We start from the raw sequence: 25,802 nt of genomic DNA on the forward strand, positions 1-25,802 counted from the left end.
TAGTCTTACCCGATGGTAATATCTGATTGCCTCTTCTATGATACATTATTGCGTTGACAATTAATCCACCCTGCTTTGCAAGGGGGGCTAGGGGGGGTCGAAGAGTGTTGCACGATTTTAGAGAATTAGTATTAGTTACAATTCGGCAAATCGTTGAAGAGGATACTCCCCAATTTGTCCCCATAGGAAAATAGGTTCGATATTCTCGCCAATATTCCCAAGCCACTCTTAACTTGTTCTTCAAGAGTTAAAGCGCTTCGGCGTCAAGAGTCGATCTTGAGGATTTTCATTCCCGGAATTGCTCTCAAGTGTTAACCATTTCTTTAAACGTTTGAATCTGGACACCAAATCTCCGTTTAAATTGCTCCGGTTTCAAATTTTGATAAAATCGCTTGTTCATGATTGATTTATTGTGTAACTACAAAACACCTTTTTAGCATTTTATGCTGTTTTTAGCATCATGTCCTGAAAATCAGCTAAACCTGCAATTTCCTACACTTAAGCCAAACCATTTATTAGAGCATATTTTTTTGTGCAAGAGGTCTAGTGATGCACAGAAAGCTTTTAAATTGAACAGGGTTGAAAGAAGCTAAAAAAGACTAACTCGTTGAAATTATTTAAGGATATAAGCCAAAAACTTAGGATTCCGACCGAGAAGCTTTAAGCGGAACTACCCCGCAGGGGGTAAGTTCCGTTTTAACCATTTAGTTCAAGAAACTCCCCACGTCTTCTCTCTTTTAAACAGCCTATAAACTGAAGCTGACATTCAATTTAAATTCGGGAATCAACCTTCAGTTCGCTAGCCGAAAATAACTCTCAATCGAGATTTTCTTTTTTGGCACTATTTTATTCTACATTTTGAAGTGCCGAGTGTGGGATAAAACCTCTTCATATATTCGGACACCCAGGCATATTATCTCAAAGCAGCAACCGTGCCAGACTGGGTAAAGCTTCACCATAGGTGGGATGGATGTGAACAGATCGCTCTAACAACTGCCAAGTTGCTCCCGCTTCCATCAGGGATAAAAATACATGAACCAGTTCCGCAGTTTCGTAGCCTACTAGGGTTGCTCCCAGGATTTTGTCTGTGTCGCTGTCGATTACCATGCGATAAAACCCCAGGTCATGCCCCCACTCGATCGCGCGTGCAATTTGGCTCATAGGTAACGTAACCGCACGCGCGTTGATGCTTTGTTTATGAGCCTGTTCTAACGTCATCCCCACTCGCCCAACCTGGGGTTCTGTGTATACCGCATAGCCAAGAACGCGATCGCCTCGCGTCCGGTTTTCTCCACACAAAATAGCTTTTAAACGGCGATAGTCCTCCCATGAAACGTGGGTAAAGGCAGGCTGTTTGGCAGCATCCCCGATCGCGTAGACACCAGCACAGGTTGTATGAAACTGGTCGTCAATTTTGACAAACCCTCGATCGTCTAACTCAATCCCACTGGCGGCGGCATTTAATGCACCTGTATTGGGTTTCCTTCCAATCGCAACTAGCAAAGCTTCTCCCTGAAGTTGCTCACTATTGCTCAGCGTCAGACTAAATACATTATTCTCATAGGCAACCTGATTTACATTCACCCCAAAATGGAGCTGAATTCCATCCTGCTTGAAGGCTTCTGCTAAGACCTCGCTGACATCAGCTTCTTCTCGATCTAAAAGGCGTGAGCCCCGCACAATTAAGTGAGTCTTACTGCCCAAACGCGCCAATCCCTGCCCTAATTCCAAGCCAATATAGCCACCTCCGATCACCAATAAACGGGCGGGTTTAGTGCTCAAGTCAAAGAAATTGCGGTTGGTCAGGTAGGGAGTTTCTGCCAGACCGGGAATCTCAGGAATCAGCGATGACGTACCCGTGTTAATAATTACTAGAGGAGCCTGAACGGTGACATCCCCACCTTTGACCGTCCGTTCACCCACAAAAGAAGCTTCAGCACAAATCACTTTGACATCCGCAGTTTCCAAACGGTTGCGAATCCCCTGATTAAAGTCGCTGCGGATTCCCCGAACTCGCTCCATAACAGCGGGAAAATCCACTTCAACCTCCGCATGGATGCCTAACTTCTTGGCTTGACGCGCCCTACCTGCTGCATGAGCCGCTGCTAAGAACGCTTTGGACGGAGTGCAGCCATAGTTAATGCAACTACCGCCTAAAGCATCCCGCTCAAACAAGACAACCTTGCGCCCCTCATTGGCAAAATCAGTCGCCAGTGGAATGCCGCCTTGACCGCTCCCTATGACAATGACATCTGCTGTTTCCATTAGCGCTAAACTCCTTGGGGATAGTTTACTTTCATAACTCTCTCACACTCCAAGTTCAAAACTCTCTGCTCGTTGAAATAAAGTTTTGATTAAGTTATCACATCCTCATTCGGCATTGCTGAAAAGTAATGATTTTCTTACGTAGGAATTTGCTTTTGAAATAGCTAAATCATTACTAAATCAGCAATGCCTTGCATGGAATGGTGCCGACTGCGGTTAGGATGCTTTAGCTTGGCGCTGTACTTCGTATAGAGAAAAATGCAGCGCTGTCAAAGCTAGTGAAGCCCACCCGAGATGTACAGCGTTTCGCCAGTAATCCATCCTGAATCAGAGGACGCGAGGAAAACAACGGCAGGTGCAATGTCCTGCGGCTGTCCGATTCGACCCAGCGGAGTTTGCGCTTCCATCTGTTTGCGATCTTCGCTCTCAGTAATTCCTGCTGTGTGCGTACCCTCCGTTTCCACCATGCCAGGATTGATGGAATTGACGCGGATGTGGCGTGAACCGAGTTCTTTGGCAAGCGACTTCGTGATGGCATCGACCGCCGCTTTGGTAGCGCTATAGACTGAGCCGTTCGGGGGCGCGAGAGTGCTGACGATCGAACTGATATTGATAATGCTACCACCCTCTGGTCCGAAGTGCTTTACGCCTTGTTGTGAGGTGAGGATCAATCCCAGCACATTGAGGTCAAATTGCTTGTGGAAGTGCTCTTCCGTGATGTTTTCCAGTGGGGAAAATTCATAAATGCCAGCATTGTTGACCAAGATATCTAGCTTGCCGAATGCTTTTTGCGTCTCTGAAAAAAGATGTTCGATCTCTGCTTTTTTGGCAACATTTGCTTGTACTGCGATCGCCTTACCGCCTGCGCTGGTAATTTCATCAACCACGCGATCGGCCCCTTCTTTGCTTGATGAATAGTTAACGACAACTGCTGCACCTTCGGCTGCCAGATGTTTGGCGATCTCGGCACCAATTCCTTTAGACGCACCTGTGACGACTGCGATTTTTCCTTCTAGTTTTTTCATCGTTATAAGTGTTGTGATTGTTGAGTTTGAACCAACTGTCCGAAACGGTTGCGAACCTACGAGAATGCACCCGTTCGGATCTTTAACTGTGATCTCTCACATTCGCGCATCGAGTCAGGACTTGAGGAATTCCAACAGGTCGGCGTTGAGTTGGTCTTTACTCGTGTCCCCCAAGCTATGCGACCCGCCGGGATATATCTTCAAAGTCGAATTCTTGACCAGCTTCGCAGACAACAGGGCAGAAGCACCAATCGGCACGATCTGATCGTCATCGCCATGAATAATCAGCGTCGGTACGTCGAACTTCTTCAAATCTTCGGTGAAATCTGTTTCCGAAAACGCTTTAATGCAGTCATAAGCGTTCTTATGACCGGCCATCATCCCCTGCATCCACCACGACTGGATCAGACCTTGGGAGACTTTGGCACCGGGTCGATTGAAGCCGAAAAACGGGCCACTAGCCACATCGAGGAAGAACTGCGATCGGTCAGCCAAAAACGACGCCCGAAAGCCGTCAAAGACCTCAATGGGCAGCCCGCCAGGATTCGCCTCCGTCTTGACCATGATCGGCGGTACTGCGCCCATTAGCACCGCCTTGGCCACCCGCGATGTTCCGTGCCGCCCGATAAACCGCGCCACTTCGCCACCGCCGGTAGAGTGTCCGATCGTCACCGCATCCTTTAGATCCAGCGCCTCAAAGAGCTCCGCCAGATCGTCAGCGTAGGTGTCCATTTCATTGCCGTTCCAAGGTTGGCTCGATCGCCCATGACCGCGACGATCGTGGGCGATGCAGCGATAGCCGTGCGAGGCGAGAAAAAACATCTGCGATTCCCAAGCATCCGCACTCAGCGGCCAACCGTGACTGAAGACAACGGGTTGTCCTGTACCCCAGTCTTTGTAATAGATTTGCGTACCATCCTTAGTAGCGATCGTGCTCATGGGGCTCCTATGTAAATTGTGCTGATAGTTTCCCAGTCTGTATCTGATTTGGATAGTAAAGACGACTGCATCTGCGATCGGTATCCTATCGCTCAATTACTACTTTATCAGTTGATACATAACTGATTTCAGCAGTCTTATTTTGATGACCCGACGATCGCTTGCGAAGGTGGCCGATCCGCCTTTCAATCAGTTGTCTTCATTCTTCTATTTCGGTTGAATTTAGACCGCTCAAGTTCTTTGAGTTAAGATGCCAGTTAATCTTAGGACTTACGTACTTTGTGACATCAACGAGTAACGATCAGGGCAGCTAGAGCGATCGCGACAACATCCTCAACAAGGGCAGCAGGAATTGCACCAATCCGCTCAATGGCGGCTATCCGCACCGTCCGACCACCATACGCACCGACAGCGAGCACCTAGAACACCCAGGAGCGCTCCAACGAGTGCAACACTGCTGTTTGCTCCAGTGATGAACCATCCCACAATGCCACCACTAAGAATCCGAGCAATCAACGCAGGGGGACTGGTGCGGGAGGGAATTTGCGGCAGCATATCGCCAATTAGCTCAGCCACTGCCAGGACAGCCAGAACGATCCCGATCGTGCCGCCGCGCGCCAGAAATAAAGCAGCCGGGGCTGTCAGCGATCGCAGTCCCGCCACTAACCCAAGGCCAAATGCAAAAATCAATGTCACGAACATAAATAGCCCTCTTGGTAGGTTTGGATGCCATCTTGAGTTCAAACGCAACTTACAGCAGATTCCACATTTATGAAGTACACCCGCCTATCGTGAGCTTCCCATCCCAGGACACGGCAGTGCCGTGTCCCTACACTTCACAAACCTGGAATACGCTGTATCAAGTTGTGGGTGATATTTTTTGTAAAAAACTGAAGGATTGCCCGTGCGACTAGCACAAAGCATAACTGTGAAACAATTGTCCATCGCTTCATAGGTGAGTATTTTACGCTGTTCTCTACTCTTAATGCCCAACTATGGATTCCAACTGGAAAAAATCCAGGCACAATCGCCCTGCTTCAAGACGGGTTCGAGGCCAGGGCTATTTCATTCTAAATAATTCCTTGAGTGTGTTAAGACCAAAGCCAGCAAGTCGTTGAGCTTGAGCCATATTCTGAAATCCATACTCTCGATATAAATTGAGTGCAAAATTACGGGCCGTTGCCCAGATTTGCACGCTTTGGGGTAGTTCTAATCCGTGAAGCATCTTCTACGCCGGGTCACATCCCGTACATAATGCACTTTATTCTCTACTCCCCAATAACCACGGATTCTTTTTCCAAAAGCTTCTGCTGTATCAACAAATGAAGCTATATAATAGCGGGTTTCTGTGGCATACTCGATGATGTTGGCACGATATACTTGTCGTTCTGATTCAACTCTAATCAAGGTCTTGAGTCCAGGAAATTTGGGAAGGTCTGTCAAATCCTGTGTAATACTCACTGTCCTTTTTTCAATACGACCATGACCTTTGTTCATTTTTTGAGCGCTCTGTTGTGATTTAAAACAGCCTTTGACTGCTTTTAGTAATCCAGATTGGTTGCCCTTGAGCGCACCCACGCAATCATTCTCACTGTCAACGATCGCCTGAAGTGTTTTTTTTGGGTGCTAATGGCATCAAAGGCAAAAAACCACGCCCTTGACTGCCATCTGTTCGATAAATGCAGGAATTGCTGTGATTTCGTTTGTTTTTGAATCCACCTCATAAGGTTCCAGAATCAAGCCCCGCTCAACAATGTAGGCGCTAACCAGCATAATAGCTGGATGTGAATCCAGGTAAGGATTCAGGTCTAAAAACTTGCGGCTCCAACGCTTGTCTGGCAAGGGTTTTAGGGCAAAACAAGGGTTTTTGTCTTTCGTGGTTATTGTCAATAAAGGACGAAAAACTGTCATTTTTTGTCATTTATTGAGAATAGAGATTTATTTAGCATCAAGCTCCAGATATAAAGTCTTTGCCCAGCAAGGAGTTCAGTGACCTGAATCCTTACGAATCCAGATGCGGGATCATCGCTGATTGCCTCATATGAACCTCTTACTACTTTACCGTCCATAGCGATTGTTTCTCTTGGCAATGGTTGAACACCAAAAAAAATACGAGTAACTAGGTCAAGCTTGTCATCGCCGTTAAACTCTCCCCAAAAGACGCCGGTGAAAGATGAACCCAAATCAAAGTTGGTGGCCGGACTAAAGCTGCCTTTGCCGTCTCCTAATAAGACAGAAAAGTTTTTATAACTCAAGTTAGTAATGCCTAAATCAAGCTTGCTGTCACCATTAAAGTCTCCTGCCGCAAAGTCGTAAGGAGCTACTCCTAAATTAATTTTGGGGCCAAAGTTAAATGTGCCATTGCCATTTCCAAAGAGAATGCCAATGTTGTTTGACAAAAGATCCATAGTGGCTACGTCAGGCTTACCGTCACCGTTAAAGTCTCCGGCGGTGATATTGGTGACGTAGATTTCTGGATCGTAGTCATTAATTTTAAAGAGTGAGAGAACGTGGCTGTAAGCAGCCAATACCTCTGGTTTCAAGGCTAAAGGTGTTTTGATTTTTCCGGTTTTGATTTCGAGTTCCCAATCGCCGCCCTTGGCTGCACTTCCTGTCAGATTCTGGGAGGCGGCAACGCTGGCTCCGGTTAGTTCGCTCAGCCTTTTGACAAAGGCCATACCTGTGTCGCCTGCTGCTACTTGGCAGCCATAAAGCAGAATTTCTGGTTGAATCTGTTCTGCGCTAGGGCTTGGAAATTGCGAATTTTCTGCACTAATTGGTGTCGCAAACCACTGCTGTAAGGAAATGGCATCCGACTCGATGCTGTCTGCATTCAAGTTGCTGCTGCCCAATTGCAAGCAGCTCGGCGATCCGTGGGAAATTATGTGAATTGCTGAGACACTGCGATTTTGCAAGGCTTCGGCAATTTGTTCGACGCCGCTGCGACTGGCATCTAGTTGAATGACTTCGATTTCTGGGTTAATGCCGTTGGTTAAGGTTTGGGATTCGGGTACGGCACTGTCGATAAATGCGATCGACCTTGTAATTGTCTGAGTGATTGAGTTTGCCATGATACACCTCTAAATATTTTGCTGAAATTGGGTACAGTCAAATTTGCGATGGCCGATCCGGGAATGTATTCCCTAATTAAAAGTTGTCATTGATATAATTATCGAAACTATGGATGATGTCAATTCATAAAAGTCATAACTTAAAGTCATAAAAGTCATATTTGTAAAAATATATTTCAATCAGTAGGCAAAGCTATCAAACTTAAATCAAATCCTGTATAACAGGAATCTAGCGATAGAAAAATGCGTGGCTCCTGTACCAATCACTTAACACCTGAAACTATGACGGTAGAAGAAGCAATAATTTTTTTGGACGATCTTGTATACGAACAAACGGAAAAACACCTGACTCGTTTGCAGCAGTCAATAATTAAAGGCGTTTTAGGGGGTTTGACGTACAAAGAAATTCAGCAAAACGATCCGATCGCCCGCGGCTACACAGTGTGCTACCTAGGTCGCTACGTCGGCTACAACTTGTGGAAAGACCTCACCAAGGTACTGAAGCAAGCAGGAATTATTGAAACAGAAGAAAGAGTAGTCGGAGCAAATCTTTGGGACTGTATGATGAGAGCTGTAGAAAAAGGCACACAACCTGCTAAATCTGTAAATGTGTTCTTGCAAAAGCTGCTGCGGATGCGTTACCGAATCAGAGAACATTTAGTCAGCACCGAGTACAGCGATACATATCTGGCTGAAGATGAGAATTTGCCCGATCGACCTTTGTGCCTCGTCAAGCGCCTGAAAAACCAGTGTGAGAGAACCAGCCAGCTATTCGATCGAGAAACGCGGGTTTTATATCGATTGGGCAAACACGATCGGATACCGGAATTGTTAGCTCGCTTTGAAGAAGATGGATATTTTTATTTAGTCTATCAATTCATCGAAGGGCAGCCCCTGTATCAAGAACTAATCGAAGGTCAACCTTGGGAAGAACATCAGGTTATTGCTTTGTTGAAAGATATCTTGGAAGTGCTTGTATTCGTTCACAAACAAGATGTAATTCACCGCGACGTTCACCCTCAAAACTTAATCAGGCGAACATCAGATAGCAAGATTGTATTAATTGACTTTGGAGCAGTTAAAGAAATTAACACTTCACAAAACAGCACTGGTCAAACGAAATCGCGCGGCGGCACTCAGCAAGACTACATTCCCCCCGAACAAGCCATCGGCTCGCCTAAATTTTGCAGCGACATCTATGCTGTCGGTATCATCGGGATTCAAGCCTTGACAGGGATGCAGCCGAAACAACTCAGAGTTGATAATTTAGGCAATCTCATCTGGCAGAAAAATGCAACTGTCACCCCGGGGTTGGCTCGTGTTTTAGACCAGATGGTGCTGTACGCTTTCCCCCAGCGTTACCCCTCAGCAACCGAAGCTTTGGAAGCACTTCAAAATTTGGGAAAATAAGCTCGAATCCGTCAATCGATTTGAGATTTGAGATTTGAGATTTTAGATTGGAGAATTGAAGAATTGAAGAATTAACCCCGTCCTGAGTCTGCGAAAGAATAAATCCGTTCTCCGGTCGATCCGATACCATGTTGGGAGCATCCCAATTTGGTAAAAAGCGTTTTTTAGGAGTGCGAGCGTCTCGCTCGCGGTAGGGATCGCGAGCGAGACGCTCGCACTGAATACGATCCAAATATATTATTCTGATGCAACCGTCCAGGATCTGAAAGCAAAAATGGGATGCTCCCACCATGTTTTTTATTTCTCCCCGGATTCATCCCTGCTCTTTCATTCTAAAATCTAAAAGCGGCTGACATTTTACGCACAATTTCGGTACAAAACCCGCCCCGCTCAAAATCCGCTCTGATTGCCCCTCCCTAAACTAAGTAAAAAACACTTATATCGGTGGATTGAATCGGGCATCGCGGTTATTTCCCAGATTGATGCCTTCAGAAAACTTAGAGCGAGCATCAAGTATTGTCTGTGACAATAGTGGCTTAATATTTTCTTAAGCCGCTTTTGTATAGCTGGAAACATTAAAAGCTTAGTGTCATTGTTACCATCAATAGGTAACAACAAAAAAAAATTGAGGCAGCGAGAAATTGGAACTTTTTGAACGATCGCAACAAGTGCAAAGGCCCTCAACCCCAATTGCTAAAGTCCAGCCTTTTTCCAAAAAAGCTAGTATTGCAGTAATCGCGATCGGCTGTACAGTCATTTTGGGTTGGATATTCGATCTGCAACTCTTAAAGAGCATTCTGCCCGGACTGGTGACTATGAAAGCCAATACTGCGGTCTGCTTTATTTTGGGCGGGTTTTCTCTGTTCATCCAACAGAGACGGCGCGCCGAATCAACAGCAATAAAGCATCAAAAAATCACTACATTTTTAAATTTTATTTGCTCATTTTTTCTTATATTAATTACCTTCTTAACCATAGTTCAATATAGCTTTAATTTAGACTTAGGCATCGACCAACTGCTATTTAAAGAAAGTTACACCTTGACAAGCCCCGGAACACCAGGACGCATGGCACCGAATACTGCTGCTGCTTTTTTATTGCTGGGAACAGCCCTGCTGCTGCTGTCAGAACGCCGCCCTAAATACCTGCGGGTTCAAATCTTAAGCTGTTGTGCATTTTTAATTGCATTTCTGGGTTTGATAGGCTACATCTACGGCAAAGCTTTATTTTACAGAATTGGCGATTATACAGGCATGGCTTTGCACACGTCCGCAGCATTTATGTTGCTGAGCTTCGGCATTTTATTGGCCAGTCCAGACCGAGGATTGATAGCAGTAATTACCAGCGATCGCGCGGGCGGCATCATGGCGAGGCGCTTGTTGCCGCAGGCAATTATTATCCCGCCTTTAGTGGGTTATTTCATCATATCGGGAGAGCGGTTACAAGCCTATACGCCGGAGGTAGGGATATCGCTGTTAAGCGTATTAAACGTGATTATTTTTACAGTTCTGATTTGGCAGAATGCAAAAACTCTCTGCACCGCCGACCGGAAGCGCTATCGAGCGGAACTGGGACTGAGGAAAGCTAAATCAGACTTAGAAACTAAAGTTGAGAAACGGACTCTCCAACTGCAACTCGCCAACGAGCAATTGCAGCAGCAAATTCTCGACAGTCAAACAACAAAGCAGGCGCTCCAAAACAACTACAACCTGTTGCTGACAGTCATCAACAGTACGCCTGCAGCCCTATTTGTCAAAGATATTCAGGGCCGTTACCTGATGCTAAACGCTGCGGGAGCCAGTATAATTGGCAAGTCTGCAGACGACATTATCGGCAGAGATGACAGCGAGTTATTTCCGACGGAAATTGCGGGCAATATTAGGAAAACAGATCGCCAGATCGTGACAGGGGGAAAAACGCAAGTTATCGAAGAAGAACTGCCAATTAAAGGCAATTTCCAGACATTTCTTTCTACAAAAAGCGCTTACCGGGACGGGCAAGGAAATATCATCGGTATAGTTAGCATCGCGCGGGATATTACCGATCGCAAACAAGCCGAAATCGCCAACAGCACTCTGGCAGCAATTCTGGAAGCAACACCGGATTTTGTAGGTATCTGCGACCTCGAAGGACGCGCCGTTTACATCAACAAAGCAGGCAGAAAAATGGTGGGTATAAACGAAAACGAAGATATATCCAACCGACCAGTTGCAGAATTCACGGCAGCGCCAGCCCGCAGCGCTTTGAATCAAGCGATCGCCACCGCTGTTTCCGAGGGCTTTTGGAGTGGAGAAACAGCCTTCGTGTCAGCATCGGGACTCGAAATTCCCGTCAGCCAAGTTATCATCTCCCACTCCGCACCGGGCGGCAAACTCGCATACATTTCGACGATCGCCCGCGACATCAGCGATCGCTTCCAAGCTGAACAAGCGCTGCAACTGTCTCAAGCTCGTTTCGCCGGCATTGTAGAAATTGCCGACGATGCGATTATTTCTGTAGATGCAAACCAAAAAATTATCTTGTTCAACCGAGGCGCAGAACAGATTTTTGGCTGGGAGGCGGCGGAGGCGATCGGGCAATCCCTGAGCCTGCTGTTGCCCGAAGCTTTTGCCGCCCCTCACAGCCACCTCGTCAGCAATTTCGGCGGCGGCGTTAAACAAGCCCGAAAAATGGGCAACCGCAAAGAAATTTTCGCCCGCCGCCGAGACGGTACGGAATTTCCCGCCGAAGCTTCTATTTCCAAACTCGAAGTTGCAGGCGAAATCATATTCACAGCAATTTTGCGCGACGTGACAGCCAGCCGGCAAGCCGAAGAATTTGTGCGTCTGAGCGAGGAAAGATACCGATCGCTGGCAATGGCCACCGCACAGATGGTTTGGATGACAAACGCTAGCGGAATCCCCGAAGGGCCTCAGCCTGATTGGATAGCTTATACGGGCATGAGCTTTGAAGAGATGAGGGACAACTGGATAGAAGCAGTACACCCAGAAGACCGCGATCGCACAATACAAGGTTGGAAGCGCGCCATAGAAACAAAAAGTCTCTATGAAATCGAGCACCGCTTGCGGGCCGCAGACGGCAGCTACAGACACTTCTGGGTGCGCGCAGTTCCAGTTTTAGTAGCCGACGGCAGCGTTCGCGAATGGGTGGGAACTTACACCGACATTAGCGATCGGGTGGAAGTTTTGGAAGCACTCAAGCAGTCCGAGGGACAGTATCGATCGCAAGCAGCCCAGCTCGAAAAAGCTGTCCGCCAGTTGCACCAAGCTCAAACTCAACTAATCCAAACCGAAAAAATCTCTTCTCTCGGGCAGCTAGTCGCCGGCGTCGCCCACGAAATTAACAACCCGATTAGCTTCATCTACGGTAACATCACCCACGTCAGCCAATACGCCAGAGACTTGTTCGATTTACTCCACCTTTACCAAAAAAAATACCCAAAGCCCCTCCCGGAAATTGCAGAAGCAGCCGAAAATATTGAAATCGATTTCTTAATGGAAGACTTTCCGAAGATTTTGGAATCAATGAAAGTAGGAGCCGATCGCATCCGCGACTTAGTTATATCCTTGCGCAACTTTTCCAGACTCGACGAATCGCAGATGAAGCTAGTGGATATTCACGAAGGAATAGAGAGCACTTTGTTGATTTTACAGCACCGGCTGAAAGCTAATACAGCTCGTCCAGCTATTGAGATTATCAAAGAATACGGCAAATTCCCAAAAGTAGAGTGCTATGCAGGTCAGCTCAATCAAGTATTTATGAATCTTTTAGCAAATGCGATCGACGCCCTCGAAGAGTACAACAGCAATCATTCTTCAAACGAAATATATTCTCGCCCCAACACAATTCGGATTAGCACCAGTGTTAATTCAGACACAGTAACCATTCGGATTGCCGACAACGGGATGGGAATCAATCAAGAAGTTATTCACAAATTGTTCGATCCATTTTTTACTACTAAACCCGTCGGCAAAGGCACAGGCTTGGGACTGTCAATCAGCTATCAGATTATAGTTGAAAAACACCGAGGCAAATTCCAGTGTTTTGCCGTTCCCGGAGAGGGTGCAGAGTTTGTCATCGAGATTCCCCTTTGCCAGCAAGTACCGCCCCCAGTCTCCGAAAATAATCAATTAGCAGTAGTTGGTACTCATTAATCATTAGTCCAGGAATTGATATCAAATCCGGTGGCATCGGAATTAATATTACCCGAAATCAGGACACGGCAGTGCCGTTTCTTGCGCGCCAGATTAATCGTAGGGAAACGGCACTGCCGTGTCCTCTATATCATTCCGGCCCAGCCGGAATTGATATGACTCTGGCTCAAAACTGCCCTAAATCGAAATAATTCTTTACAATAAAAAAGTAACAATCCAATTAACTTTGACAACCTCCCTTGAAAATGCCTGTAAACCAACTTTCTCCAACAACAGCCTCCACACAAACACAGACACTCGACTTTGACATCGCGATCGTCGGAGGCGGCATAGTTGGGGCAACCTTAGCCAGCGCCTTAAAAGATTCCGGCTTAAAAATCGCCATAATCGAAACCCAACTCCCCGCAGTCGCAGCAGCAAAAAAACAAGCTTATGCAATTACCTTACTATCAGGAATGATTTTAGAAGGTATCGGGGTGTGGCAACAAATCTTGCCCCAAATTACCACCTTCGAGCAAATTAGCCTCTGCGACGGCGACTATCCCGGTGTCGTCGAATTCCACCGCCCAGACTTGGGAAATACTGGCAAATTGCCCGTACCAAAAGCAGCTTTAGGTTACGTTGGCGAGCACCGAGTCATGCTGTCAGCTTTGTACGAATCTTTGGCAAAAAACCCGAATTTTAGTTGGGTTTGTCCCGCCGAAGTATTGCAGGTAAAATATTTAACTAATTGCGCCGAAATTGAAGTAAAACAAAACGGTGAAACTCGCACAATTCGCACCAAATTATTAGTCGCCGCCGACGGTTCGCGATCGCGCATCCGCACCGCAGCAAACATTACCACTCGCGGCTGGAAATACTGGCAATCCTGCGTTGCTATCACCATTAAAGCAGAAAAACCGCACAACGATATCGCTTTTGAGCGCTTTTGGCCGAGCGGCCCGATGGGAGTCTTACCATTACCGGGGAACCGCTGTCAAGTAGTTTGGACAGCACCCCACGCGGAAGCGAAAGCTTTGCAACAAATGGATGAAACAGAGTTTTTGACTTTGTTGGAACAGCGCACGGGCGGGCTTTTAGGGCGTTTGGAATTGGAGAGCGAGCGGTTTTTATTTCCCGTGCAGTTAATGCAGAGCGATCGCTACGTTTTGCCCAGATTAGCACTAATTGGGGATGCGGCCCACTGCTGCCATCCCGTGGGCGGCCAGGGATTGAATATGGGCATTCGAGATGCAGGGGCGATCGCCCAAATCTTGCAGCAAGCGCACCAAAAAGGCGAAGACATCGGCGACTTGCGAGTATTGAAACGGTATCACAACTGGCGCAAAAAAGAGAATTTAATCGTGTTAGGATTTACCGATTTTCTAGACAGATTATTTTCTAATACTTGGCTGCCAATTGTAGCATTTCGCCGCTTTGGATTGTGGTGTTTGCGGACAATTCCGCCTGTGAGGTTTTTAGCCTTGCGCTTGATGACAGGCTTGATGGGGCGGCCGCCAGAATTAGCCAAAAATTAGAAGAAACCCGGTTTTTTCCTATGTTGCTTGCACTCTAGCGGTGTTGCCACAACCGCCAAGGGTTGAAACCCCTGGCTAATAGCGAAAGTCGGTTGAAACCGACTGAAAATCCGAGATAAAAATGAAAAACTCTTTAGTCCTCTTCAGAGGACTTTCGCTATGAGACAGGGGTTTCAACCCCTGGCGGACTATCGGGCTAACCGAGGTTTCTCGCCACTCGCACCATCAAAGAAACCGGGTTTTTTTCTCAATCTTTGCAATGTTACGAAGTTGGTCGCAAAAACGCGGTACAATGATCCACTCAGCTCAAACCCAGCCCTGACGGCAATAGACAAACCATGCAACCCGAACAAGAACAAGAAATTCTCAACCTGCGCGATCGCCAATTAACGCCCAAACAAATTGCCCGAAAGTTAGGATTGAAAGCATCCGAAGTCAGTACCTTTATTCAATCTCATGCAGAACAAACAGCCCTCGCTAGCGCCGAAAAAGGAGAGTTATTGCCCGTTGCTCAATGTCTCGTGGATGTAAATTTTGCGAAGGTATTGTTGGGGAATGAAACCCCTGAAACGAGCGGTTTGGGTTTAGTGGTGGTTACCCGTTCCAAGGGATACAATCGTTTTGTTGCAGCCTCTTATTTGATCGACTACTGGTGTTTGGGAGTTAAGGATACCATCCCGCCACGTAACTGCAACGATAGCCAATATAAAAATTTCGTTCAGCTTTGTTACTCGCAGTTTATGCAAGAGTACGAGGAGATTAGTTTAGAACAAGCACAAGCCCTGGTTTGGGGTGCGATCGCTTATGCCAAAACATTAGGCTTTGAACCGCATCGCGATTTCGAGCAGTCGAAGGCTCATTTAGGAGAATCAACCAGCGAAATTGGCTTGAAATTCGGTCGCAATGGAAAACCTTGTTATATTGAAGGGCCTCACGATAATACAAGGAAAATTATCAATACGCTTAAAAACTCTGTGGGAGAGGGTAATTTCGATTACTTGTTCGGGATGGGGTAGAAATTGATACGGGGGAGCGTCAACCGCCAAACCACCAATCGTGATAAAATAAACATCGGTGTTACTGACAACTCCCCACAATGGAAGAAACCCGCGCCCAAGCTTATCTGCAATTGATTGAGACACTTCTGAATTGCCCCAAAGGTGAGAAACAGCAGATTTTAGAGGCTAACTTAGAATTGGTAGATTCGGGGTTTCTGCAAGTTTGCGAGGTAGTAGCAGAAAAGTTGGCAGAGGAAGGACAGGAAAATCAGGCTAATTATTTACGAAATATTGCCAGTCAGATAGAGCAATTCTTGGGGATGAATGATGAGGGAGATAGCGATAACTCTGAAGGTGAAAATCCCCAAGAGTATTTAGAGTTTATCGGAGACTTATTGCAAGCAGAAGCAGAAAGCAAGGGCGATATTAAAGTAGTTTACCCCATGCTGGCCGGGCGGCAACATCTCCTCAATGACCGTTTTGCCGAGATTTTACAGCAAGTGGCCCAGAATTTAATTGCCGAACATCCCGAAGCAATTGAATTAATTCTCGACCTCATTGGAAACTTGAGTAATCATATTAGTAAATTTCCGCTGGGGAAAAGAGCGAATAATCTTGAAATTGCCATTACCGGTTATCAAATACTTTTAAGTAATTGGGAACTCGGAAGCGAAAAATGGGCAACGACGCAACATAATCTGGCAGCAGCCTACAGTCACAGAATCAGGGGAGAGAAAGCAGAGAATATCGAACTGGCGATCGCATCTTACACTGCTGCATTATCCGTCCGCACCCGCGATGCCTTTCCCCAAGATTGGGCGGCGACGCAAAATAATCTGGCAATTGCCTACCGTAACAGAATCAGGGGAGAGAAAGCAGAGAATATCGAAGTTGCGATCGCATCTTGCACTGCTGCATTATCCGTCTACACCCGCGATGCCTTTCCCCAAGATTGGGCTATGACGCAAAATAATCTGGCAGTAGCCTACAGTAACAGAATCAGGGGAGAGAAAGCTCAGAATATCGAAATGGCGATCGCATCTTACACTGCTGCATTATCCGTCCGCACCCGCGATGCCTTTCCCGAAAAATGGGCTAGCACGCAAAATAATCTGGCAAATGCCTACAGTGATAGAATCAGGGGAGAGAAAGCTCAGAATATCGAAATGGCGATCGCATATTACACTGCTGCATTAACCGTCTACACCCGCGATGCCTTTCCCGAATATTGGGCTAGCACGCAAAATAATCTGGGAGAAGCCTACCCTAACAGAATTAGGGGAGAGAAAGCAGAGAATATCGAACTGGCGATTGCATCTTACACTGCTGCATTAACCGTCCGCACCCGCGATGCCTTTCCCGAATATTGGGCCGACACGCAAAATAATCTGGCAAATGCCTACTGTGACAGAATTAGGGGAGAGAAAGCAGAGAATATCGAACTGGCGATCGCACTTTATCGCAATGCTTTAACTATTAGAACTCGCGAGGCTTTCCCACAACGACATACAGAGACTTTATCTAATTTAGGTAATTTTCACCGAAGTAACCAGCAATGGCAACTCGCTTATGATACCTATGCCGCAGCGATTGAAACAGTAGAATTTTTACGGGGCGAGATTCAATCTGGGGATGAAACCAAACAGAAATTAGCCGAAGAATGGAATCAACTCTATCTGGGCATGGTAGAAGTTTGCATCGAACTGCAACGCTACACCGAAGCTGTGGAATATGCCGAACGCAGCAAAGCCCGCAACCTTGTAGAACTCTTGGCCAACCGTGACATCAAACCTAAAGGCAATATCCCCGAAACTGTTCTCAACGAATTGTCGCGCCTCGGTCGAGAAATTGAGGCCGAACAGCGACAACTGGAAATCGAACAGATAAACCGTAACAGTAATGGTGGCAGAATATTGGGAGAACGCAGCCTCACAATCGACAGCCTAACCACTAGCCGCGATTTTACTCATCTCACCAAACTGCGTAAACAACTCGATGAATTGATTGCTCATGAAATTACACCAATCGATCGTGATTTTAGCCTAACCCAAAAAGTTAAGCCCATCCTCTACAAAGACATTCAAACTCTGACAGGTGAAAACACCGCTATTCTTGAGTGGTACATCATGGGCGATAAATTTCTAACTTTCATCATCACCCCACAATCCCCAACACCAATAATCTGGCAATCTTCAAAAGCAGACTTTCAAGCCTTGGTAAATTGGGCTAACGAGTATCGAAAAGAGTACAAAGAGATAAAACCCCAATGGAAGCAAAAACTAGCCTCCCGCCTCCAAAACCTAGCTGAGATTTTGCATCTTGATGAGATTTTAAAGAATATTCCGAAACCGTGCGATCGACTGATTTTAATTCCCCATCGCTTCCTGCATCTTTTCCCCCTTCATGCGTTGCCAATCTCCCACAAAAGGGATTTTGAAAGCGGATGCACCGATGAAATCGATTCTTCTATCACTGTATCCCTGTTCAAATCCGAATCGTGCCTTCTCGACTTATTCCCTGGTGGAGTCAGCTATGCCCCCAGTTGTCAACTATTGCAACAGGCGAAACAGCGACAACGCCCTAATTTTTCTCACCTATTTGCTATTGCCAATCCTACCAAAGACCGCTACTTACTTGAACTGCAAGCCGCTAACATCCGTCACAAATTCAAGTCTAATGATTTCTTGGCAAAAGATGATGCTAATAAGAACGCAATTCTAAAGGCGAAACTCAGCTTTGCCAACTGCGCCCATTTCGGTTGTCACGGCAAGTTCGAGCCTGACTCGCCTTTGGAATCATCCCTGGTATTCGCCAATAAAGAACGTTTGACACTGTTGGAAATCTTTAATCTTGACCTAAATCAATGTCGTCTTGTCACTCTCTCCGCCTGCGAAACTGGATTGACAGAATCCAGAACCAGCGATGAATATATTGGCTTACCTTTCGGATTTCTCTTAGCAGGTAGCCCTAGTATGGTCAGTACCCTTTGGAAAGTAGATGAACTCGCCAGCACTTTGTTACTGATTCGGTTCTATCAAAACCTAGAAACTCTATCAACGGTTACTGCTCTCAATGAGGCACAACAATGGCTGCGGAATCTGACCTCAGAGGGGCTTGAAGCATTATTAAAATGCCTCAAACCGCAAATCGATCAAACATTTAAACTGTTGCCCAAAAAAGAACGCACACGCTTTGTTAATGCTCCTCTGGATGGTGCAGTAAACCGCAAACCGTTTCCTTTTGCTGAACCTCATTACTGGGCTGGCTTCACTGCGATCGGCGTTTAGCAATCCTGACAAAACTTGTCCAAATTTTTCCTGCTTATGTAAATAAGTACCAGTGTTAATGGTACTCCTTGGTAAACGCCAACAGTTATTAGCCAACCCAATGCAAAAGCAAAACCTTGACTCAATACGTCTTTAAAGGCTGGCGTACAAATATGAGGACGTACTTTATCGGCTAATTTTTGTAACCAGCTAGGCTCATTTGGGTTTCTTGCATCTAGATCGTTGTCTAATTCTCCTGACTTAATTGCTAAGGTTTCGGCTGCATATTCTAAATCGCCTTCACACTCTTCAAGTACATCAAGCTCTTTTAGAGCATCGGGATATTCTTGTAATTGGGAGCGGTACTGCTCAATTTCGGCTTGGGTAACGGTAATCATTGGGATAATGGCGATTGAATAAATGAGTAATTCTTATTTTGCCATAATTATTGTACTTCTTTTGTGTAGAAACCCGGCGGTTGAAACCGCGGCTACACAAACAAAGAAACTTCATCCCTTGTTTAGTTCTCTTATAGTTAGTTGCTTAGGCGGTGGAGTCTTGGGAGGAGTTGCTTGGCTAATTGCTCGTAAAGTGTTAAAACCATCATCCGCGCAGACAAGTTTGCCTAGTTCCGAAAATCAACCTCGCTCTATTGATGTGTAATCTCCCTCTGCTTTCGGGTTAATTGCATTCAACCCATCGCCCGAATCAATATCTAGTCGATCTAAAGTTCTCGCATCTAGTTTCAACAAAGGCATGATTTGGTCGTATTTCTGCCATTTACCTCTAGGAAAACCCCCAACAGCAAAATCAAAAAATCCATGCTCCATAGAGAATATGCCACCGCGTTCATACATTAGGATTAGCGGTTCGTAGGGTTCCGGTAGAGTAAATTCACTGACTTTTGGTGAATTTTTCGCGCTATCCCAATGAAGGAACCACTCGCAGGTTTTCTCAATAATACCCGCCACATAAAACGGTGTCTCTGTGAAATGAGTCTTAAGCACTTTAACCTTAGTTTCATCGGCATCTAGAGAATCAATATGAGCAGCCACATCAAAAAACGGCCATTCATCTGTACAATCTAAAGTCTTGGCCCACAGCGCAGCACGTCTCAAGTATTCTCGCAAAAGGGCAATGTGAGAGTTAACGCGACTATCGTCTGGCTCCCATTTAATTGCTAAAATTCGCTCTAGTGCAGTGTCGGTAATTGTTTTCGCAGTCATATTCTTTCTCTAATAGCTTCAAGCAACTCATCAATATTCGAGAGGTTGTCCGCAAGCATCAGTCCTTCCGCTGACTTACCTATTATGTTAACCCAGTGGGAAAATGGATTGGGCTTGCTGGTATGAGGAGCTATATCGTGTGCTCCGAAATTATCCGGGGTTGGCCAGTTGCCAAAACCATACATGGGATGCTCTATCCAAGCTTTAGGCGATCGATAAGGAAGTCCATCGGCCATTAGTGCTTGCTCTATATACTCATGGGCTATCAACCGTTTAAACTTGCTAAGTTCTCTCGGTTGTAGCTCACCATTTTTTGCACTTATCCATAAATCAGCAATCTCACCATCGGGTGTAAAATTACCTCGGACATGACTAATAGTATTTGTCTCATCATTGGGAATGTCAAGCTCGTGTTCCTTGATAAATATGTGTTCTTTTACTTGGCGGATAATTTGTTCAGAAATCTCTAGATAATTAGCAATTTTATATACATCATCCGTCATGGCGATAATTTCTGCATATTGACGGATTTCTTTCTGATTAGCCTCCCCAAAATATTGTGGCACTATCCAACACCATTCTCATTATTATTCTTTGACAACATCCATTAACTCTTCAATCAAAACATCCAGCGTGCGAGCTATTTTTTGAATAGATGTGATATCAACCGTTGCTAGTCCTTCCGATCGAGCATAGTGCCTGACTGTGCTTTACGGAACCTCGGATCGATCGGCAACATCCTTTAGCGTCCATCCTTTTTCGTCAGCAAACTCTCGGATTCGGAACCTAACTAACCCCATTCTACTTGACAAACGATAAGTATCTATGTTTTTAATTCAAACACAATTGTCGATCGACAGCTAAAGAATGCTTAGTTCGATCGAGTTTTCGAGAATCCGATCTAAAACTCGATCGACTTTCTAGAACAACCACTCAATACAAAACAACTGCCAACAGTAAAAACTGTCAACAGTTGTTTTACATATTCAATGCGGATGGCGAGACTCGAACTCGCAAGGACATAATGCCACACGCACCTCAAGCGTGCGCGTATACCAATTCCGCCACATCCGCTCTTTCTGGCAATCTCCGGGATTTTTGCGTTACAAGCTAAAGATTCACAGGTTGAGGTTCCTGACATTTAACTTGTGACTTGCCCTTTTAGACCGCCGATTTACAATCATAGCACCACTACCAGCCAAATGTAAAATAAATTTTTGTGAACAATTTCTGGAAAACGATTATCCAGAACATACCGAAAGGCATTATTGTACAGAATATTGAGTGAATTAAGCAGCGAAGATGGGGTTCTCGAAAATTTTAATCGCTAATCGGGGAGAAATAGCTCTCCGCATACTGCGCACCTGCGAGGAAATGGGGATTGCCACGGTCGCCGTTCACTCCACCGTAGATAAACACGCCCTGCACGTCCAGTTGGCAGACGAAGCCGTTTGCATCGGCCCCCCCACCAGCAGCAAAAGCTATTTAAACATCCCCAACATTATCTCGGCGGCGCTGACGCGCAACGCCGCAGCCATTCACCCCGGTTACGGCTTCCTCGCCGAAAACGCCCGATTTGCCGAAATCTGCGCCGACCATCAAATTACCTTCATCGGTCCAAGTCCTGCTGCGATGCGGGCGATGGGCGACAAATCCACCGCCAAAGAAACCATGCAGCGGGTGAAAGTCCCCACAGTCCCCGGTAGCGTCGGATTGCTGGCGGACGATCGCGAAGCATTGTCGATCGCCCGCGAGATCGGCTATCCTGTGATGATCAAAGCCACAGCCGGCGGTGGAGGCCGCGGGATGAGGCTAGTTAGAGAACCCTCCGAACTCCCCAAACTATTCTCAGCCGCCCAAGGCGAAGCCGATGCAGCCTTCGGTAATCCCGGACTTTACCTCGAAAAATTCATCGAAAAACCCCGCCACATCGAAATCCAAATCCTCGCCGACAACTACGGTAACGTCATCCACCTCGGCGAGAGAGATTGTTCGATTCAGCGCCGACATCAGAAACTCCTGGAAGAAGCCCCCAGCCCAGCCCTCACCCAGAAACTCCGAGATCAGATGGGTCACGCCGCCGTCGCCGCCGCCAAATCCATCAACTACACAGGTGCCGGCACAGTCGAATTTCTGCTTGACAAATCGGGTAAGTTCTACTTCATGGAAATGAACACCCGCATCCAAGTAGAACATCCCGTCACCGAGATGATTACAGGTCTCGACTTGATAGCCGAACAAATTCGCATCGCCCAAGGCGAAAAACTGCAACTCAAGCAAAACCAAGTAGTTCTCAGCGGCCACGCCATTGAGTGCCGCATCAATGCTGAAGATCCCGATCGCAACTTCCGACCCCACCCCGGCAGAATCAGCGGTTATTTGCCTCCCGGCGGCCCCGGTGTGCGGATGGACTCTCACGTTTACACCGATTACGAAATACCCGCTTACTACGATTCTTTAATCGGTAAAGTAATTGTCTGGGGGCGCGATCGACCGACAGCCATCCGCAGGATGAAACGGGCATTGCGGGAGTGCGCCATCACCGGCGTCCCCACCACCCTCAGCTTCCACCAAAAAATCCTCGATAGCCCGGAATTTCTCAACGGCGAAGTTTACACCAATTTCGTCGAACAGTTCTTGAACCAAAACAGTCATTAGTCAGTTGTCAGTTGGCAGTTGGCAGTGGGTAGTTGGCAACTAACCCATGCCCGATGCCCGATGCCCGATGCCCGATGCCCGATGCCCGATGCCCGATGCCCGATGCCCGATGCCCGATGCCCGCTGACTATTACATCATCATTGTCAGCAGCCCTTGCTGACCGAGAATCATTTCTCGCAGCAAGCTACAGATACCGACCCAAATAATCGGCGTAATGTCCACCCCGCCGATCGGCGGTACAATCTTTCTAGTTACGGCTAAAAAAGGTTCCGTCGGCCAAGCAATCAAACTCAACGGCAACTTGCTCAGGTTCACTTCGGGATACCAAGTCAGAACTATCCGAAAAATAAAGAGCAAAGTCATCAGGACTAGGACAGAGCCCAGAATCCAACTTGCAACGGTAATACCAGTCATGGGTCTTATCTCGAAATCTTAAGTTTTGTTAAGTCTGCTATTCATAATTTTAACCGTTTGACAGGTGCGATCGAAAGTATAAAATTAATAAAAATCAAATTGTTGTAACAAAGGCTTTGAATCTATGACTCCTTCACTCGCGAACTTTTTGTACAGCCTGCTGGTGGGCGTTGGGCTAGTAGTGATTCCAGCAACGATCGCCCTGATCTTCATCAGCCAAAAAGACAAAATCAAGCGCACCTAAAAAGTCTGGGGGGCTTCCTGTCAGGCGTGAAAGTCAATTTTCGCCTGCACGTCGGGCATTTCCCCGATCCGAGAAACCTCGGCTACCAGCAACTGTGAAGGCAAAACCTTCGGTTGACTGCCAAGCTGAGGTTTTTTCCCGTTAAACTCATTATTATATGGCTCACTTCCCAAGCTGAAACCCTGACCGTAAGCTGCCCCAGAAAGCACAGTCGGGCTGACAGACTTAATGATAGATGTAAAATCTAACTCGCTAACATAGGACAGACATAGGAGATAGGCTAATGGTCAATTTAGGATTGAACTGGAGCAGCCTGTTAGGGATCATCCTAGCAGTAGCAGGGGCAGGACTGTACTTTCTGCGATCGTGGCGTCCCAAACTAGCCCGAGACCACGATATTTTTTTTGCAGCAGTCGGCCTGCTGTGCGGCGGTATTCTGTTATTTCAAGGATGGCGGCTTGACCCAATTCTGGCATTCGGTCAATTTCTGCTCACCGGTTCCGCCATATTTTTTGCAGCAGAAAGCATTAAGCTGCGGGGAGCAACCACAGCACAAGCCAAAAGTCGCGCCCAATACGTAGATGAAGAGCGACCGGTCAGCAACGCCTACGCTTACGACGGCTACGATTCCGAAATCGAGCAGCTAGAACCAGAGGAAGACTACCCGCAGCGTCCCCGGATTAGAGGCAGCCAAGACAACCGTTCCTCCCGGGAAGCCTACGACGATGAACCCCGCCGCCGTCCCTCGAATCGCAACGGCAGCATTAACAACTCCAAGCCAGAGTCGATCGATCGATCGTCCTCGCGCAAACGTCCCGCCCGCCCGGAAGCCCCGCCCGCCCAAGGGCCTGACAACTGGGACGTTTCAGACAACTCCGAAGAAAGGCCGGCGCCGCGCCGCAGCAGCCGCCCCCCAGCTTCCGAAAACCGCAGTTCCGATACTGCGCCGAGAACCAAAAAAACCCGTCCTGGCGAAGCATCGAGGTCTCGCCCCAGCAACCGCGACGTGGAAGCACCGCCGTCAGACTACGTGGAGTATCGACCAGTAGAATACCCGGAAGACCAACCGGATACTTCCCCCAATTTCGACAAATAGGCAAATATAAGTAGGTGGGTGAAACTAAACATTTATCCCGCAGCTCCGGCTTGGGAAACCGCAGAACTCTAAGTTGCGTTTATTGATACCCATCTACTTATTATCCGATATTAAACTTCTTAAAAAAACTCTAAATTGCGAGTGTGAAACCGCAGAAAAACGCACATATACACAGATACAAACTAATTCTTGTGTAACTAAACAATTTTAACATATCGAACCTGTGGAACTAATCGACAGCATAATAATCTAAATATAAAATCCCAAATCTCAAATCAGCAAGATGCCATTACTAGAAATAGGAGATCCGGCTCCTTGGTTTTCCATTCCTTCTACAAATAACCCCTTATTTCATTTCTCGACGGTTGGCGGCCGGCGAGTCGTGCTGTTTTTATTTGGCAGCGCTGCTTTTGCACAAGTCCAAGTTATCCTCAAAAGCTTTCAAGAGCTTTCAGAAGAATTCCAAAGCTTGCAAGTACCGCAGTTCGGAGTGAGCGTTGATGCAGCAGACAAAGAACAAAACAGACCGACAACAATTGCTCCGTCATTCATCTTTTTCTGGGACTTGGATAAAACAGTTAGCCAGCAGTACGGGGTTTGCCGAGATGTAGAACAAAATGGAACTGTTGGAGTTCATTATGCCCCTAAAACTTTTGTTCTCAACGAAAACCTGCAAATAATTAATATTTTCCCGATGGGCGAACCGCACCAACACGCCCAGCAAGTATTGGATTTTATTAAAAGCTTGACTCCAATCGAGGAACCCCGACAGGCAAATCCTCACGCCCCGGTGCTGGTAATTCCTAACGTTTTGGACAAAGCATCTTGCCGCAGTTTGATCGATATGTACAAAACTCACGGCGGCAGCCCCTCGGGCTTTATGAGGCAAATAGAGGGGAAAACAGTTGGCCTGCACGACGACACTTTCAAGAAGCGCCGAGATTTCTTTATTAGAGATGAGGATTTCCAGCGACAATTGAGTGCGATTATTTTCCGCCGGGTGCGGCCGGAAGTAGCAAAAGCTTTTCAGTTTACAATTACTAGGTTTGAACGGTATTTGATAGGTTGTTATGATGCCGAGACTGGCGGTTATTTCCAGCCCCACCGCGACAATACGAGCAAAGGTACTTTGCACCGCAGGTTTGCGATGACGCTAAACTTGAATGTGGGAGAGTACAAGGGGGGATTTTTACGGTTTCCAGAGTACGCGCCGCACGGTTATAAAGGCGATTCTGGCACGGCGATTATTTTTTCGTGTTCTTTGCTGCACGAAGCGACTCCCGTGATTAGCGGCCAGCGTTTTGCTCTGCTGTCATTTTTCTACGGCGACGAGGATGCCGAGGTGCGGAAAGCTAATTTCAAGTATCTTGCTGCTGACTCAGATTCCCGAAGAGGAGAACCGGCGTGAGGAATGTCACTACTGTTGTACAAGTCCTAAAATAATTATAGAAGGTAGTTAGCAGTTAGCGACCACACCTAATTACTAGCTACCGATCGCTAAATACTAAAATCGATCGC

Annotated in this window: 20 protein-coding genes, 1 tRNA gene and 3 pseudogenes; 9 read left to right on the forward strand and 15 right to left on the reverse strand. The window is 46.7% G+C overall.

Translation table 11 applies throughout. From position 1 onward, the window contains the following. Window positions 1-121 precede the first annotated feature (121 nt). The 8 genes and pseudogenes from QUA02_RS33685 to QUA02_RS21010 all read right to left on the reverse strand — a co-directional run. A pseudogene (locus QUA02_RS33685) lies at window positions 122-226 on the reverse strand (transposase family protein); the annotation flags it as partial. A 692-nt stretch (window positions 227-918) separates the two neighbouring features. Beyond that, window positions 919-2,265 carry a dihydrolipoyl dehydrogenase family protein gene (locus QUA02_RS20980; RefSeq protein ID WP_333030338.1) on the reverse strand — a complete coding sequence of 449 codons (1,347 nt, stop codon included), beginning with the start codon at window positions 2,263-2,265 and terminating at the stop codon, window positions 919-921. A gap of 275 nt (window positions 2,266-2,540) precedes the next feature. Then, entirely contained in the window at window positions 2,541-3,290 is a 750-nt protein-coding gene (locus QUA02_RS20985) for a glucose 1-dehydrogenase (RefSeq protein WP_333030339.1), read from the reverse strand. A 114-nt stretch (window positions 3,291-3,404) separates the two neighbouring features. Then, the gene (locus QUA02_RS20990; protein WP_333030340.1) at window positions 3,405-4,229 is read right to left on the reverse strand and encodes an alpha/beta fold hydrolase; all 825 of its coding nucleotides are present in this window, start codon (window positions 4,227-4,229) and stop codon (window positions 3,405-3,407) included. A gap of 366 nt (window positions 4,230-4,595) precedes the next feature. Further along, the gene (locus QUA02_RS20995; RefSeq protein ID WP_333030341.1) at window positions 4,596-4,931 is read right to left on the reverse strand and encodes a hypothetical protein; all 336 of its coding nucleotides are present in this window, start codon (window positions 4,929-4,931) and stop codon (window positions 4,596-4,598) included. Between the two features lie 507 nt (window positions 4,932-5,438). After that, a pseudogene (locus QUA02_RS21000) lies at window positions 5,439-5,837 on the reverse strand (ISAs1 family transposase); the annotation flags it as partial. Between the two features lie 27 nt (window positions 5,838-5,864). Beyond that, on the reverse strand, window positions 5,865-6,140 hold the full coding sequence (locus QUA02_RS21005; protein WP_333030342.1) for a hypothetical protein: 276 nt from the start codon (window positions 6,138-6,140) through the stop codon (window positions 5,865-5,867). Then, the gene (locus tag QUA02_RS21010; RefSeq protein WP_333030343.1) at window positions 6,137-7,300 is read right to left on the reverse strand and encodes a DUF4347 domain-containing protein; all 1,164 of its coding nucleotides are present in this window, start codon (window positions 7,298-7,300) and stop codon (window positions 6,137-6,139) included. The genes QUA02_RS21005 and QUA02_RS21010 overlap by 4 nt, the downstream gene beginning before the upstream one ends. A gap of 282 nt (window positions 7,301-7,582) precedes the next feature. Between QUA02_RS21010 and QUA02_RS21015 the strand changes: the two genes are divergently transcribed. The 5 genes from QUA02_RS21015 to QUA02_RS21035 all read left to right on the forward strand — a co-directional run bounded on the left by QUA02_RS21015 (window position 7,583) and on the right by QUA02_RS21035 (window position 18,666). Beyond that, a complete protein-coding gene (locus QUA02_RS21015) occupies window positions 7,583-8,710 on the forward strand; it encodes a protein kinase domain-containing protein (RefSeq protein WP_333030344.1) in 1,128 nt (375 codons plus the stop codon). A 641-nt stretch (window positions 8,711-9,351) separates the two neighbouring features. Continuing rightward, window positions 9,352-12,864, forward strand: a complete 3,513-nt coding sequence (locus QUA02_RS21020) for a PAS domain-containing sensor histidine kinase (RefSeq protein ID WP_333030347.1) — start codon at window positions 9,352-9,354, stop codon at window positions 12,862-12,864. A gap of 245 nt (window positions 12,865-13,109) precedes the next feature. Next, complete coding sequence (locus QUA02_RS21025; protein WP_333030348.1) at window positions 13,110-14,381, forward strand: FAD-dependent hydroxylase; 1,272 nt, start codon at window positions 13,110-13,112, stop codon at window positions 14,379-14,381. Between the two features lie 338 nt (window positions 14,382-14,719). After that, window positions 14,720-15,397, forward strand: a complete 678-nt coding sequence (locus QUA02_RS21030) for a DNA-binding response regulator (RefSeq protein ID WP_333030349.1) — start codon at window positions 14,720-14,722, stop codon at window positions 15,395-15,397. Between the two features lie 80 nt (window positions 15,398-15,477). Beyond that, complete coding sequence (locus QUA02_RS21035) at window positions 15,478-18,666, forward strand: CHAT domain-containing protein (RefSeq protein WP_333030350.1); 3,189 nt, start codon at window positions 15,478-15,480, stop codon at window positions 18,664-18,666. Here the strand turns inward: QUA02_RS21035 and QUA02_RS21040 are convergent. From QUA02_RS21040 to QUA02_RS21060, 5 genes and pseudogenes are all read right to left on the reverse strand, one after another. Then, window positions 18,663-19,043, reverse strand: a complete 381-nt coding sequence (locus QUA02_RS21040) for a hypothetical protein (protein ID WP_333030351.1) — start codon at window positions 19,041-19,043, stop codon at window positions 18,663-18,665. The two genes, QUA02_RS21035 and QUA02_RS21040, sit on opposite strands and share 4 nt — an antisense overlap. A 240-nt stretch (window positions 19,044-19,283) precedes the next feature. Beyond that, window positions 19,284-19,871, reverse strand: coding sequence for a hypothetical protein (locus QUA02_RS21045; protein WP_333030353.1), 588 nt, complete (start codon window positions 19,869-19,871; stop codon window positions 19,284-19,286). Beyond that, window positions 19,868-20,437: a hypothetical protein gene (locus tag QUA02_RS21050; protein ID WP_333030354.1), complete on the reverse strand. Its 570-nt coding sequence runs from the start codon at window positions 20,435-20,437 to the stop codon at window positions 19,868-19,870. The genes QUA02_RS21045 and QUA02_RS21050 overlap by 4 nt, the downstream gene beginning before the upstream one ends. 21 nt (window positions 20,438-20,458) lie before the next feature. Continuing rightward, a pseudogene (locus tag QUA02_RS21055) lies at window positions 20,459-20,671 on the reverse strand (helix-turn-helix domain-containing protein). Between the two features lie 190 nt (window positions 20,672-20,861). Further along, window positions 20,862-20,945: transfer RNA gene (locus tag QUA02_RS21060), tRNA-Leu, on the reverse strand. A gap of 228 nt (window positions 20,946-21,173) precedes the next feature. On the opposite strand from QUA02_RS21060, the gene accC reads away from it, so the two are divergent. Continuing rightward, window positions 21,174-22,529 carry an acetyl-CoA carboxylase biotin carboxylase subunit gene (gene accC / locus QUA02_RS21065; protein WP_333030355.1) on the forward strand — a complete coding sequence of 452 codons (1,356 nt, stop codon included), beginning with the start codon at window positions 21,174-21,176 and terminating at the stop codon, window positions 22,527-22,529. Between the two features lie 130 nt (window positions 22,530-22,659). Here accC and QUA02_RS21070 read toward each other — a convergent pair whose 3' ends face one another. After that, entirely contained in the window at window positions 22,660-22,944 is a 285-nt protein-coding gene (locus tag QUA02_RS21070; RefSeq protein WP_015176974.1) for a YggT family protein, read from the reverse strand. Between the two features lie 124 nt (window positions 22,945-23,068). On the opposite strand from QUA02_RS21070, the gene psbX reads away from it, so the two are divergent. Beyond that, window positions 23,069-23,188: a photosystem II reaction center protein PsbX gene (gene psbX, locus QUA02_RS21075; RefSeq protein ID WP_333030356.1), complete on the forward strand. Its 120-nt coding sequence runs from the start codon at window positions 23,069-23,071 to the stop codon at window positions 23,186-23,188. A 20-nt stretch (window positions 23,189-23,208) separates the two neighbouring features. Here psbX and QUA02_RS21080 read toward each other — a convergent pair whose 3' ends face one another. Further along, window positions 23,209-23,397: a hypothetical protein gene (locus QUA02_RS21080; RefSeq protein ID WP_333030358.1), complete on the reverse strand. Its 189-nt coding sequence runs from the start codon at window positions 23,395-23,397 to the stop codon at window positions 23,209-23,211. A gap of 74 nt (window positions 23,398-23,471) precedes the next feature. Here QUA02_RS21080 and QUA02_RS21085 point away from each other — a divergent pair, with 74 nt between their 5' ends. Both QUA02_RS21085 and QUA02_RS21090 read left to right on the forward strand, forming a co-directional pair. Continuing rightward, on the forward strand, window positions 23,472-24,284 hold the full coding sequence (locus QUA02_RS21085) for a Ycf66 family protein (RefSeq protein ID WP_333030360.1): 813 nt from the start codon (window positions 23,472-23,474) through the stop codon (window positions 24,282-24,284). A gap of 283 nt (window positions 24,285-24,567) precedes the next feature. Beyond that, window positions 24,568-25,692: a redoxin domain-containing protein gene (locus tag QUA02_RS21090; RefSeq protein WP_333030361.1), complete on the forward strand. Its 1,125-nt coding sequence runs from the start codon at window positions 24,568-24,570 to the stop codon at window positions 25,690-25,692. The last annotated feature ends 110 nt before the right edge of the window (window positions 25,693-25,802 follow it).

It is taken from the genome of Microcoleus pseudofavosus SVA1_A4 (genome assembly GCF_036700565.1).
Taxonomy (GTDB): Bacteria; Cyanobacteriota; Cyanobacteriia; order Cyanobacteriales; family Microcoleaceae; genus Microcoleus.

Bases quoted from the DNA above. Each gene is read 5' to 3' on its own strand.
- QUA02_RS20980 (WP_333030338.1), bottom strand. From the start codon at position 2,265: ATGGAAACAGCAGATGTCATTGTCATAGGGAGCGGTCAAGGCGGCATT.
- QUA02_RS20985 (WP_333030339.1), bottom strand. From the start codon at position 3,290: ATGAAAAAACTAGAAGGAAAAATCGCAGTCGTCACAGGTGCGTCTAAA.
- QUA02_RS20990 (WP_333030340.1), bottom strand. From the start codon at position 4,229: ATGAGCACGATCGCTACTAAGGATGGTACGCAAATCTATTACAAAGAC.
- QUA02_RS20995 (WP_333030341.1), bottom strand. From the start codon at position 4,931: ATGTTCGTGACATTGATTTTTGCATTTGGCCTTGGGTTAGTGGCGGGA.
- QUA02_RS21005 (WP_333030342.1), bottom strand. From the start codon at position 6,140: ATGACAGTTTTTCGTCCTTTATTGACAATAACCACGAAAGACAAAAAC.
- QUA02_RS21010 (WP_333030343.1), bottom strand. From the start codon at position 7,300: ATGGCAAACTCAATCACTCAGACAATTACAAGGTCGATCGCATTTATC.
- QUA02_RS21015 (WP_333030344.1), top strand. From the start codon at position 7,583: ATGACGGTAGAAGAAGCAATAATTTTTTTGGACGATCTTGTATACGAA.
- QUA02_RS21025 (WP_333030348.1), top strand. From the start codon at position 13,110: ATGCCTGTAAACCAACTTTCTCCAACAACAGCCTCCACACAAACACAG.
- QUA02_RS21030 (WP_333030349.1), top strand. From the start codon at position 14,720: ATGCAACCCGAACAAGAACAAGAAATTCTCAACCTGCGCGATCGCCAA.
- QUA02_RS21035 (WP_333030350.1), top strand. From the start codon at position 15,478: ATGGAAGAAACCCGCGCCCAAGCTTATCTGCAATTGATTGAGACACTT.
- QUA02_RS21040 (WP_333030351.1), bottom strand. From the start codon at position 19,043: ATGATTACCGTTACCCAAGCCGAAATTGAGCAGTACCGCTCCCAATTA.
- QUA02_RS21045 (WP_333030353.1), bottom strand. From the start codon at position 19,871: ATGACTGCGAAAACAATTACCGACACTGCACTAGAGCGAATTTTAGCA.
- accC (WP_333030355.1), top strand. From the start codon at position 21,174: ATGGGGTTCTCGAAAATTTTAATCGCTAATCGGGGAGAAATAGCTCTC.
- QUA02_RS21070 (WP_015176974.1), bottom strand. From the start codon at position 22,944: ATGACTGGTATTACCGTTGCAAGTTGGATTCTGGGCTCTGTCCTAGTC.
- psbX (WP_333030356.1), top strand. From the start codon at position 23,069: ATGACTCCTTCACTCGCGAACTTTTTGTACAGCCTGCTGGTGGGCGTT.
- QUA02_RS21085 (WP_333030360.1), top strand. From the start codon at position 23,472: ATGGTCAATTTAGGATTGAACTGGAGCAGCCTGTTAGGGATCATCCTA.
- QUA02_RS21090 (WP_333030361.1), top strand. From the start codon at position 24,568: ATGCCATTACTAGAAATAGGAGATCCGGCTCCTTGGTTTTCCATTCCT.